The 12,791-nt window shown below is 43.6% G+C and carries 12 protein-coding genes; all 12 read left to right on the plus strand.

Going from position 1 to position 12,791, the window contains the following annotated elements; translation table 11 throughout:
- Positions 1 to 26: 26 nt before the first annotated feature.
- The 12 genes from iscU (at position 27) to SFU91_04655 (ending at position 12,749) form a co-directional block, all read left to right on the plus strand.
- Positions 27 to 449, plus strand: a complete 423-nt coding sequence (iscU, locus tag SFU91_04600; GenBank protein MDX2128296.1) for a Fe-S cluster assembly scaffold IscU — start codon at positions 27 to 29, stop codon at positions 447 to 449.
- An 86-nt stretch (positions 450 to 535) separates the two neighbouring features.
- Positions 536 to 862, plus strand: a complete 327-nt coding sequence (locus SFU91_04605; GenBank protein MDX2128297.1) for an iron-sulfur cluster assembly accessory protein — start codon at positions 536 to 538, stop codon at positions 860 to 862.
- Entirely contained in the window at positions 819 to 1,202 is a 384-nt protein-coding gene (locus SFU91_04610; protein MDX2128298.1) for a hypothetical protein, read from the plus strand. Before SFU91_04605 ends, SFU91_04610 begins: the two co-directional genes overlap by 44 nt.
- 77 nt (positions 1,203 to 1,279) lie before the next feature.
- A complete protein-coding gene (locus SFU91_04615) occupies positions 1,280 to 1,462 on the plus strand; it encodes a hypothetical protein (GenBank protein ID MDX2128299.1) in 183 nt (60 codons plus the stop codon).
- Positions 1,463 to 1,465: 3 nt separating this feature from the next.
- Positions 1,466 to 1,780, plus strand: a complete 315-nt coding sequence (locus SFU91_04620; GenBank protein MDX2128300.1) for a DUF2480 family protein — start codon at positions 1,466 to 1,468, stop codon at positions 1,778 to 1,780.
- A gap of 177 nt (positions 1,781 to 1,957) precedes the next feature.
- Entirely contained in the window at positions 1,958 to 2,869 is a 912-nt protein-coding gene (locus tag SFU91_04625; protein ID MDX2128301.1) for an enoyl-ACP reductase, read from the plus strand.
- A gap of 101 nt (positions 2,870 to 2,970) precedes the next feature.
- On the plus strand, positions 2,971 to 4,227 hold the full coding sequence (locus SFU91_04630; protein ID MDX2128302.1) for a T9SS type A sorting domain-containing protein: 1,257 nt from the start codon (positions 2,971 to 2,973) through the stop codon (positions 4,225 to 4,227).
- Complete coding sequence (locus SFU91_04635; GenBank protein ID MDX2128303.1) at positions 4,224 to 5,603, plus strand: FG-GAP-like repeat-containing protein; 1,380 nt, start codon at positions 4,224 to 4,226, stop codon at positions 5,601 to 5,603. The genes SFU91_04630 and SFU91_04635 overlap by 4 nt, the downstream gene beginning before the upstream one ends.
- A gap of 144 nt (positions 5,604 to 5,747) precedes the next feature.
- The gene (gene bchH, locus SFU91_04640) at positions 5,748 to 9,551 is read left to right on the plus strand and encodes a magnesium chelatase subunit H (protein ID MDX2128304.1); all 3,804 of its coding nucleotides are present in this window, start codon (positions 5,748 to 5,750) and stop codon (positions 9,549 to 9,551) included.
- A gap of 40 nt (positions 9,552 to 9,591) precedes the next feature.
- Entirely contained in the window at positions 9,592 to 10,341 is a 750-nt protein-coding gene (locus SFU91_04645) for a glucose 1-dehydrogenase (protein ID MDX2128305.1), read from the plus strand.
- A gap of 157 nt (positions 10,342 to 10,498) precedes the next feature.
- Complete coding sequence (locus SFU91_04650; GenBank protein ID MDX2128306.1) at positions 10,499 to 10,921, plus strand: PAS domain S-box protein; 423 nt, start codon at positions 10,499 to 10,501, stop codon at positions 10,919 to 10,921.
- A gap of 262 nt (positions 10,922 to 11,183) precedes the next feature.
- Positions 11,184 to 12,749 carry a hypothetical protein gene (locus SFU91_04655; GenBank protein MDX2128307.1) on the plus strand — a complete coding sequence of 522 codons (1,566 nt, stop codon included), beginning with the start codon at positions 11,184 to 11,186 and terminating at the stop codon, positions 12,747 to 12,749.
- Positions 12,750 to 12,791 lie beyond the last annotated feature (42 nt).

Raw genomic sequence — 12,791 nt, forward strand, 5'->3', positions numbered from 1 at the left:
CTTTTAACTCTTAATTATTAATTTTTATGGCTTACTCAGAAAAGGTTATCGATCATTACAATAACCCACGCAATGTGGGCAGTTTAGATAATAAAGACGAAGCGGTTGGCACAGGTCTGGTGGGTGCACCCGAATGCGGGGATGTCATGAAGCTTCAAATCAAAGTCAACGAAGAAACAGGCATTATTGAAGATGCCAAGTTTAAGACTTTCGGATGTGGCTCGGCTATTGCCTCTTCCTCACTAGCCACCGAGATGCTCAAAGGAAAATCGATAGAAGAAGCAGCGACGATTAAGAACACTACGATTGTTCAAGAATTGAATCTTCCGCCGGTCAAAATTCATTGCTCCGTGCTTGCTGAAGATGCCATTAAAGCGGCTGTCGAAGACTTCCGAAAGAAGCAAGAGGTCAAGCGTCAAAAGGCTCAAGAGGCTTTGGCCAATGCTTAATAAAGTTTTAGAAAATGACTTTTTTGAATCAATTCTTTTCTCTGATTCTATTGGTTAGAGTATAAAGAGAATGAAAGGAGATTAATATGATTACCGTATCTGAAAATGCATTAGCGCATGTCACGCGCTTGAAGTCTCAACAGAATCTTGGAGATGATTACGGACTTCGTGTCAGTGTAAAGGGTGGAGGTTGCTCCGGTCTTTCTTATGGGCTTGATTTTGAAAATGAAGAGAAGAAGGGCGATCAGATTTTTGAAGACAAGGGTGTCAAGCTCTTTGTTGATATGAAGTCATTTCTTTACCTCGCAGGCACTCAACTCGATTTTTCTGACGGGCTAAATGGAAAGGGCTTTCATTTTGTGAATCCGAATGCGGCGCGTTCGTGCGGCTGTGGGGAATCGTTTTCGGTTTAGTTTTATAATGGGAGAGATAAAAACCTTTTCAGTGAAGTCTCAAGATGACTTGTGGTTTTATGAAAAGCAAATAAACCTCTTCGATATTTTAGAGTTTTTCCCTTTTGACGCCATTGGAAATGGTGAGAAGGAGGGGAAACTGATTAAAATTGAAACGGATCTGGGGTGGTCATTTGAAACCGATATTGAACGCGGGAAATTTTGTTTTCGAAAAAAATCGAAGTCGCAGCCCGGTACAGGAAAGTGGGTCGTGGAATCAGGATTAAAAGCCGGTGACCAAATTGCTCTTGAAAAGTTAGGGGAATATCACTTTAGACTTTATAAAATTAATGCTGTTTAAGCCTAACGAATCATTTTTTTCTGTATTATACTGAGTACAATTTCTTAGAAGTACATTTTCACTAAGGAGAAACCATCATGCTCGAAACACTTTTTATTTTAAGCGGACTTGCCTTGACAATGGCCTTATTTTTGGATTTTCCAAAGGAAATAATGGTCACTTTTGTTCAAATTTCCTACAATAAAATATTTGGACAAGAACGCAATTCATCTCCTTCAGCCCAAGATTCTCGGGTATTTTTCAAACACAGACGTTACTAACTTATGGAAACCAAAGCCTTATTGGAATTTGACATTCAAGATTTTCTTTGGAATGGAATTTTGAAGGAAACCGTGTTTCGTGAAAAACTTGAATCGCATGATTGGTCGCAATACGATGGCAAAAAGGTTATTGTTAAAGGGTGCGGTTCAACCCCAATTCCCACTTGGGCATATATGGTTGTAACGGGCTATTTGGTTCAGCATGCCTCAAAGATTATGTACGGCGAGGCTTGCGCGGCGGTTCCGATTTACAAAAAGCCCAAAACCGTAGATACTGAAGTTGAAACACTTAGCGAAGCGGAGCGCGTTTCAAGCTAATCAATCTCTTTTATCACTTCAACCCCCTCACTTTTCTCTCCTTGAACCCACGCGTTAAATCATTTTTTAGTGGTTTCGTTTCACCTCAAATAATGATATTTTTGGCAATCCATTTTGGAATGTGGGTTTAAGTAAGGCTTAACCCACATTTTTCTTTTCAACACTTTTCAAACTTTTATGTCAGAAACAAAATCGTACGGTTTACTCAAAGGAAAGAAGGGAATTGTATTTGGGCCATTGGATGAATCTTCAATCGGGTGGTCAATTGCACTTGCCGCTCATCGCGAAGGAGCCGAGTTGGCTATTTCCAACATCGCCATTGCAGCACGCGTTGGCCGCGTAATGGAATTGTGCAAATTGGTCAATGCGCCTTTCTTTACCGCCGACGCTACCAATATGGAAGAACTTGAAAAATGCTTTGACGAGGTGAAGGAAAAAATGGGTGGCGTTGATTTTATCGTTCACTCCGTTGGGATGTCGCAAAATATTCGCAAAGAGCGCCCTTATGAAGATTTGAATTATGAATGGTTTATGAAAACGCTCGATGTTTCTGCCCTTTCGTTTCATAAAGTGATTACCGCGGCATTGAAGAAAGATGCTATTCGCGACGGTGGTAGTATTCTTTCGCTTTCTTACATCGCCGCGCAACGCAATTACTGGACTTATACCGATATGGCCGATGCCAAGGCACTGTTGGAATCGATAGTTCGTGGATACGGCCCTCGCCTTTCACGCAGAAATATTCGTATCAATACCGTTTCACAAAGCCCAACCATTACTCGTGCGGGAAGCGGAATTGACGATTTTGATAAAATGTATGAATATGCCAACCTCACCTCACCTTTAGGAAATGCAACCGCAGAAGAATGCGCCGACTACTGTGTTACTTTGCTTTCGGATTTAACCCGAAAGGTCACGATGCAAAATCTTTTCCACGATGGTGGCTATAACAATATGGGTTCAACACTCCCGATTTTGCGGCTTTTGCATGAAGGTATTCAAGATGAAGAAGCCGTGAAAAAGGCAGGCTTTGATGAATTTCTACCGCCGCATCTTCGTGGCCAAAAACTGACGATGAATAAATCGTAAAATGAAATAACCAAAGGTTGAGTGGTTCGTAGAGAATGCTTATGCCAACAATAAAAAGGGCTACACGGTAGCCTTTTTATTTATAACTCTAAAGTTCTTTTATGAAACACACTCTGAAACCACTCTTTCTTTCGATTTTTCTCCTTATTTCAACTTCTCTTTCGGCACAGTGGACTTCAATTCAGGGGACATCTGATTTTGGTATTTTTACCTTTCAATGGCACCGCGATACCTTGCTTGCCGGTGGTTACGAACAGATTTACAAAAGTCTTGATTCCGGTAAAACGTGGTCTCTCTACGGCTTTGTGTCTTCTGAAGATGACATTAGTTCCATAACTGACAACGCGACTCACACCTTTGCCGGCACCTTTTCCAAGGGCGTGTATTATTCCACCAATGGTGGCAAAGATTGGATAGACTATTCACAAGGTCTTGAAGGATTGGGAGCAAAATCAATCTCCAGCCTTGTGATTCTGGGCGATTCCATTTATGCTGCCACACAGGGCGAAGGTGTATTTGTCAGTAATCTTAAAGCTCTTTCGGGGTGGAGCAATTACCGCGAAGGCATGTTTTCGGCGGTGACTTATGTGGTGAATGCAATGACCGCTGTAAACGACACTTTAGTTTTAGGAGCCGGAGCGAATGGCGCGATTCAATATCGCAAACGTGGCGCAGCTCAGTGGGAATATGTTGATTTGCAACAGAATGCCGTTGGTCTAACAGCCAATGATTTTGCCATTCATAAAGGTGCGTTATTTGTAGGCAGTGGGGTTGTTCCTGCCGCTTTTCGCAGTTTTAACTCGGGTAAGACTTGGGAAAACTGTGCATCGGGTCTTCAAGGCGGAATTTTTCCAAAAATTGTCTCAAACGGCTCTGTTCTTTTTTATGCGGGTAACTCAGCGTCGGGTGTTGTTCGAATTTCAGCAAGCACGAATGACGGCGACTCTTGGCAACTGCTTGATACCGAATCGCCGACGACACTCGCCGCAATGATTCCCATCGGAAATCGTCTTTTGGTTTCGCGCACACAAGGCTTGTATTGGTTTGATGCAACGCTTTTATCAGCACCAAAACCTCTTCCGGTGAAGCCCGTTCAAGATTTTGTGCTTCATCAGAATTTTCCGAATCCTTTTAATCCTTCCACAACCATATCGTTCCAATTATTGCGACCTTCTTCCATCACCCTTGAGGTATTTGATGCCATTGGTCGAAAGGTTGAAACCTTAGCACAAGGTTTTCGCTCGGCGGGGCTTTATCAAGAAACATTTCAAGGGAAAGCTCTTTCAAGCGGTATGTATTTATATCTTCTTAAAACAGGCTCGTCTTCTCAAACCCAACGAATGTTGCTCATCAAATGAAATCACTCATTTTATTCTTTTCACTCGTTGTTTTACTTAAGGATTCACTCGCACAAGAGTGGCGTGGCTTCGCTTTGAGCTCTCGGTACCGTTATAACACTCAGCATATTGCTTTTGCTGATATGAATAATGATGGAAAGATTGACTTGATTCGGAGCGGGTCGCAATCCGTTACGGTACTATTAGGTAATGGTTCGGGGCAGTTTTCGCATTTGGCAAGTTGGAATGTAGGGAAACGGCACCAGCAATTGGCCACGGCGGATTTGGATGCAGATGGCAATACCGATTTACTTGTCTCTGATTATGATCAAAATTGCTTTTATATTTTTTATGGTCTTGGAGATGGCTTAACCACTGCGGGTTATAAGTACACCCTTGGCGGACATGCGCGTCACTTAGCAGTTGCGGATTTTAATGACGATGGTATTCTCGATATTCTGGCTGTTCACCTTGGCTCAAATCAACCCATTCATGTCTATCAATTTTTCGGAAACGGAACACGCAATTTCCCGACGCCTGTAGTTATTGCCACTGAAGAGCCGGCATCGCGAGAGTTAAAACTTGCCGATTTTAATAAGGATGGAAAAATTGATGTTTTCTTTTCTCTATCGAGTATTGCCGCAGGATTTATTCTTTACTGCAAAAGCGATGGCACTCTCTCAAGCCCTGTGTATATGGCACCATTTCATGAAAATGAAATAAGTATGGGTGCCACAATCGCCGATTTTAATAAAGATGGAATTCTCGATTGGGCTTATGCCCGATTCGGCGACTTTGCGCTTCGCATAGGGACGCCTGAAGGAAAGTTTCATCTTGTCGATTCTATTCCCAATACTTCACCCTTTGATATTGAAGCGGCCGATATTGATCTTGATGGAGTTTACGATTTATTCTATGCGCATAACGATTCACTAAGCTACTCCTTGCATAACGGCTCAACACCGTTCACAAAGTTTATTGCGCTTCATCAAAGCCCTCGGATTCCAAAATTCGTTTCTGTTGACATTAACAAAGATCGCTTTATGGATATCGTTTCATTCGACACTGATTCGATATTTGTTTATTTGAATCTTGGAAATTCACTTCAAAGCCCGGAAGAGCCCCAAAAGCCAATAGCTTTTGAACTTGAACAAAATTTTCCAAATCCGTTTAACCCTTCAACCACAATTCGTTACAAGATTGAAGGCTCGACTTTCTTAACACTCGAGGTATTTGACATGTTAGGAAAGAAAGTGGCTACACTTGCCAATGAATTCAAGCCTGCTGGAAGCTATGAGGTTCAGTTTCAAGCGCGTGGGCTTGCAAGTGGGTTATATTTTTATCGGTTGAAAGCCGGTTCTTTTCAGGAATCAAAAAAAATGCTTTTGCTCAAATAGTGCCTTTCGTAACGGATTGGGTCTCAGTTTCTTGATCTTTGAATTCTGTCTAAGTAAGGCTTATCCCAAAATTCATCTTCTCCTTTCCTAAAAATCTCGCTACGTTTGTCAAGCGAAAGATTAACGTTTTTTTAGGAGAATACAATGAACAAAAAGCCGAGTATCGCCGTCGTTCTCTCGATGGAGCAATACAGCCACCGTATTTGGCAAGATGTGGCAAAAAAGTTGGAAGATGTTTGTACCCTCAGGTGGTGTCACGATTTTGAACTGCTCGATTCTCCCGAAAAAGCCCGCGACATCATCTCAACCGCCGATGCTTTATTTGCGAGCATGATTGTGTTTAAGGATCATGCCGATGCACTCAAGTCTTTCATTGACACCGAGAAAACAAAATCGATTATTGTTGTTGATTCTATGCCCGAAGCGGCAGCTCTGACAAAGCTTGGGAAGTTTACCCAAAGCGGAAAAGGTATGCCCGAAGGCATGAAGAAGATTGTTCGCTTGCTTGTAAAGGGGCGCGATGAAGATTCACTTTATGGGTATATCAAACTTCAAAAAATTGTTCGACTTGCCTTGCCGTTCCTCCCCGAAAAAGCACGCGATTTCAAAAACTGGATGAGCATATATAATTATTGGACTCAGCCTATTGGTGAAAATATCGAAAGTATGTTTCGCCTGCTTTTGAAAGAGTATCATCAAGTTCCTACAGAGCCAAAGCCTGCTGTTGTGATTCCAACGATGGGCGTTTATCACCCGAAGTCATCATCCTATTTCAAAGATGCAGCCCACTTTATTCAATGGTATAAAAAAGAACAAAAGAAACAGGGTAAATCGATTGACGGCAAAAAGCGCATCGGGATTATTCTCATGCGTAAACATCTTTTGCAGGATAATCTTTACATCAACCAACTCATTGAAGCATTTGAATCGGCAGATATGGTTCCGATTCCTTGTTTTGTAATGGGTGTTGAGGCACATGTGGTGGTTCGAGAGTGGCTTCAGCACGAAAAAATTGATGTGTTGATTAACACGATTGGCTTTGGACTTGTGGGCGGCCCGGCAGGTTCTACCAAGCCCGATGCTTCAAGACATTTTGCAGAGGAAATTCTTTCGAACCTGAATGTGCCATATATCGTCTCGCAACCTTTATTTGTTCAACAAGTTGGCGATTGGACTCGCAACGGTGTTGGCTCGATGCACAGCGCCGTTACATTTGCCATTCCTGAATTGGATGGTGCGATTGCACCAATTGTTTTCGGAGGCTTAGCAAAGGGGCGTTTAATTACTATTCCCGATAGGCTTAAGCGACTTACGGGGCTGGTTTCAAAATTGGCTGACTTGCGCCGAAAGGCCAACCACGAAAAGAAACTTGCGTTTGTGGTGTATGACTACCCACCCGGTTTAGGAAAAAAAGCCACGGCAGCCTTGCTCAATGTTCCGCGTTCGCTACTTTCTATTCTAAATCACCTTAAAGAAGAGGGTTACGATGTTGGTGAAATCCCCGCGACTGCCGAAGAGCTTTTTGAAATGATTGACCGCACCACCTCTTATGAAACCGCGCTAAGTTCTCGAACCGCTCAAGGGTTCACCCAAAAAGAGTATTGGCAAAGTGTTTCTACGAAAGAACAGCAACGAATTACCAAACGGTGGGGCGAATTCCCGGGCGACATCGCGCCACTGCGCGATGGCTCGGTGTTTATCGGCGGCTTGCGTTTTGGAAATATTTTTATTGGGGTTCAACCGAAGCTTGGCGTATCCGGAGACCCGATGCGACTTCTTTTTGATAAAGCCAATACCCCGCATCATCAGTATATCTCGTTTTATCGGTGGATAAGCCGAAGCTTTAAGGCCGATGCCTTAATTCATGTGGGAATGCACGGCTCGGTAGAGTGGCTTCCGGGGTTGCAATTGGGCGTGAATAATCGCTCTTGGTCAGACGCATTGCTGGGCGAAGTTCCTCATTTTTATCTCTACCCAATCAATAACCCAAGCGAAGCCAATCTGGCCAAGCGCCGCGGTTATGCCACAATGATTTCGCACATCATTCCACCGCTTCAACGCGCAGGCCTTTATCAAGAATTGCATACCATTAAAGAATTGATTTCCGATTTTCGAGAAGGTCGTGCAACCACACTTGAAATGGAGGAACTTGTGCTCCCAAAGGCTGAAGCGATGAATCTTTATGACGATTGCCCAAGACTATCGCAAGAGCCGATTGGGGATTATATCCTTCGCCTTTCGACATATCTCACCGAACTTGAATCACGATTAATCTCTGCCTCGCTTCATACTTTCGGAGAATCGATTCCTGTTGAAAGTCAAAAGATTACCATTTTAGAATGGCTCAAGGCAACGGACGATGCCAAGGGTATTTTTTCGTTTATCCTTTCTTCATATACCCAACCGCATTCTTTTTCCTCCTATCCTGCGTTATGCCAAAGCGCGAGACAAGGTCAGCAGGTAGCGGACGAATTACGCACCGCCATTGAGCGCGTTTGTGAGCATTGGGTTGATGATATTCTTGCTACACCGAATCCCTCAATTCATCATGCTGAAACAGTTTTGAAATCCCTCATGCGGCAGTCAACTTTACCAGTAAACGCTCGAGGCATTGTTGAAGGAACACTTACATCCGTTTTGAAAATGCGATCCTTACTCGGCGATCAATCGCATGAACTAAAAGCCTTGATTCGTGGGCTTCGGGGTGAATACTTGCCTTCCGGCGCAGGCGGCGATATTATTCGAGACGGCTTTGGCGTTTTACCAACGGGCAGAAATATTCATGCAATGGACCCGTGGCGAATTCCTTCTGAGGTGGCGTTTCGGCGAGGAACAAAAATTGCTGATGAACTCATTGCCAAGCATTTGGCTGAAACAGGCTCCTACCCTGAAAGCATTGCCACCGTTTTTTGGGGTTTAGACACCATCAAAACCCGCGGAGAGGCTATCGCAATTGCGGTTCGCTTGATGGGCGCTGAGCCGGCTTATGATGGTCAAGGAAAAATCAGCCACTTTGCGCTTACCCCTCTTGCTACACTTGGACGTCCGAGAATTGATGTGGTGATGCAGCTCTCACCGGTGTTTCGCGATACTTTTTCAGTTGTGATGGATCATCTCGATAAATTGGTTCGGCTGGCTGCAAAAGCTGAAGAACCTTTGGAGATGAATTTTATTCGCAAGCATTCTGAGGCGGCGATGCAAAGCGGTGCGACGTTTGAGAGCGCTACAGCGCGGCTCTTTACGCAGTCTCAAGGCCAATACGGCACCTATGTTGATGATATGATTGAAGACTCGGCGTGGCAATCGGAAGAAGATTTAGATCATACATTCATTCGCCGCAATGCCTTTACATACGGGGGGAAGCGAGGAGGAAAGGCCGAATCGCAAATCTTGGATGGGCTTATGAAAACTGTCACGCGAGTGGTTCATCAAGTGGATTCAGTTGAATTCGGAATCTCTGATATTGACCATTACTTTTCAACGTCAGGCTCGCTTCAATTGGCCGCAAAACGACGCGGAAATTCATCCACAAAATTGAATTATGTTGAATCCTTCACTGCCGAAACGAAGATTATGGATGTGAAAGAGGCGTTGCGGGTTGAATATCGAACGAAGTTTTTGAATCCGAAGTGGTTTGAGGGAATGATCAAGCAAGGGCGAAGCGGTGCCACGGAAATTTCCAATCGAATGACTTATATGCTTGGATGGGATGCTGTTACCGAAAGCGTTGATGATTGGGTTTACACCAAAACAGCCGAAACCTACGCTCTGAATCCGGAGATTCGCGAAAAGCTTGAGGCGTTGAACCCCGAAGCGATGAAGAATATTGTGGGCAGGCTTTTGGAAGCTTCAGGACGTGGTATGTGGAAAGCCGATGAAGATTTGCTTGATAAGCTTCGCGATATTTATGCCGATCTTGAAGACAGGTTAGAAGGAATTAAAGTATGAAGTTTTATACATTACTTATAAAATCAATTTGAATACACTTATGAAACTTCACAATCATATTGCGATTGTTACCGGAGGTGCTTCCGGAATTGGGAAATCGTGTGCGGAATTATTTGCTGCAAATGGGGCAACGGTTGTTATTGCCGATATCAATGAATCGGAAGGGCATGAGGTTGCTAATCACTTAAAAGGCTTATTCATAAAGACTGATGTGACAAAGCCCGCCGAAGTCGAGGCCCTAATTCAAGCCACAGTGAATAAGTATGGTAAACTTGATATTCTGATGAACAATGCCGGTATGGATGGCGAGCAAAAACCGATTGCCGATTGCACGCTTGAGAATTGGCGCGCTGTTGTGGATTTGAATTTGAATGCTGTTTTTTATGGAATGAAGTACGGCTTAGCTGTAATGGCCGCACAAAAATCAGGCGTTATTCTAAACACCGCTTCGATTGCCGGATTAGTGGCCTTCCCAAATATTGCGGCTTATGGGGCGGCTAAAGCGGGAATTATTCATCTGACAAAAACGGCAGCCATTGAATATGCCAAGTCGAACATTCGTGTCAATGCACTATGCCCAAGTGTGGTTAAAACACCACTCGTTGAGCATTTTATTGCCAGCACGCCCGACCCCGCCGCGACAAAAACTTGGTTTGAAAATTTTAATCCTTTGCCCGGAATGGTTACAACCCACAGCGTTGCGGATGCGGCACTTTTCTTGGTAAGTGATGATTCGAAATTTATCACGGGCACTGCACTCACGATTGATGGTGGTTTTACAGCTCAATAATGAGATAATTCGTCAAAATTTTGAAGTGAGTATCAATAAGCGAATCATTGTTTTTAAATAATTTTAGAATAAGTGCTTGTCACTTTCGCACTCTTTCTCTAAACTTAAGGGTAGTACCAATGTTATTCTGTTATTAATCAATCATCGGAGGTATTTTATGACAAAGAAATTTGAATTTCCTACGGAAGACCGTTTTCGTGCCGCAATTTATGAAAATATGGGTATGGCCATTTGCGTGACAGATGAGCACGGAAAGTTTGTCGAAGTCAATGACGCTTACACCAAGCTTTACGGATATACACGCGAAGAGCTACTTGGCAATCATTTTACTATGGTTGTTCCGGAACACTATCGCACACAAGCCGCACAAATTCATGATGCCTTTATGGCTGGTGCACCGGAAATGCCGGCTGAGTGGGTTGTCGTTCGCAAGGATGGCGCTTTACGCAACATTTATGTGGTTCCTACAATGATGGTGCGCGAAGGTATTCGATGCAAGGTTACGGCGATTGCCGATATTACGGAATACAAGCAAGTTCAATCTACCGTTAAAGCCCACGGCGAAACCGTAACTGCGTAACTTTAATTTTTTTCTATAAAAGTACCCTCAAAGGGTACTTTTTTTTTAACCTACCCCTTACGGATTCCTCTTCAATTAATAGAGATGAAACATCTGCTTAACATAGGGTTAATGTAGACTCTCTATTATTGCACCGCTTTTCTGAAAGTGCCTTTATGGAAAATGCTAATAGTCAGTCTCCGGCACTTTCTCCTAATTCCAATGATTTTCACACCGTCTGCAGTTTTTTTCTTTTAATTAACTAATTATTCAACAAAAAAATATGAAAATTCAATCTCTATTGAAAAAAGCGACGCTCGGCATGATGCTAGGAAGCTCGGTGCTTTTTGGATGTAAGGAAGTAACCAATGAACCCGCTTCTTTGGTTGAAGTCGGTCAAAAATCCGTAACACCAACTTTTGTAAGATCAATTGCGAATGGTGTTCAAGCGTTTACATTAATCAGCAGTGACGATACCTTGAAGGAATCTCCCAATTTTGTGTTTGGTGGGATGTCGGATGGTGCCGGTCTCTTAAAAAATTCCGATGGCACTTTCACCTTTATCAACAATCATGAAGATAACTTTGCGGTTTCTCGTGTTACGCTTGATGTCACTTTCAAGCCCATTAAAGGCGATTATTTAATGACTTCAAACGATGGGCTATATCGCCTCTGCTCTGCTACAATGGTCACGCCTGAAGTTCACGGTGTTTCTGCCCCACAATACATTACTTGCGGAGAAACCGGTGCAGATTCACAAATTCATATCGTTGATCCGTATGGCGCTCCTTCCGCAACCGACCGAATTGCGACAAACTTTGGATATTGGAGCACCGAGAATGCCGTTACCTTACCCAAAAACACCTACGCTAATAAGACTGTTACCATCATCGGCGACGATGATTTTCAAGCCAGTGGCGAAATTGCGCTTTATGTGGGTGAAGGAAACGGAAACTTTGATGATGGAAAGCTCTATGTGATGAGCCGTACCGATAATGTTCGCCGTGAACGCGCCAATGTTGTTGGACAAACTTACAATGTCGAATTCCGCGAAATCACCAATCCTAAAACCCGCGCTGCTGCAGAGTTTAATCAACAAGCCACCGCGCTCAATGCCATTTCTTTTGGACGGGTTGAAGATTTGGATTATCGAAAAGGTTCTGACGCCGCAGCTACAGAAATTTATTTCTGCGTAACCGGTCAGCAATGGGGAACAGGAATTAATGCCGATAGTTCGCGCACAATGTACGGCCGCGTTTATCGCTTAAAACTTAATCCAAGCAATCCATTAGCAGGAACGCTTGAAGTGGTATTTGATGGCGATGATGTAGCAGGGCCAGCAAAGGAATTTATGAATGTCGATAATATTTGCGTGACCGATAACTATGTCTATATCCAAGAAGATCCGAATCGCTACCGTTCAGGAACTGTTTTTAACAGCACGCGCCAAAATCATGATCCGCGTATTTATCAATGGCAAATTGGAACGCCAACCACCTCTATTTCAACCTTTTTAGAAGTTGGCCCGCCGAGAGATGGTGGTGCTTTGCAAGCAAAGTATCTCGCCGCTCAAAACCCGAACGGTGCGGTCAACAATTGGTTCGTTGGCTCTGATGGACGGTTAGCCATCGGTGACTGGGAATACGGAGCGATGATTGATGTTTCAAAAGAAACCGGAAAACCCGGCACCTTTTTGGTTTGCGTTCAATCGCATACTTGGAGACAAGGTGGCGTTAATCCCGGGCGCGATTTCCGCAACCCCGATAAAGGAACTTTAGCCGCCGCTCAAACACCAACCAATCTTGGTGAAGGCAGCTATGTGTTAATTTTAACCAATGTTCCCCGATAAGTTTACATTACGATTTGTTTACAAAAGAGCCGCAATTGCGGC

Source organism: Chloroherpetonaceae bacterium (assembly GCA_033763895.1).
Taxonomy (GTDB): domain Bacteria; phylum Bacteroidota; class Chlorobiia; order Chlorobiales; family Thermochlorobacteraceae; genus JANRJQ01.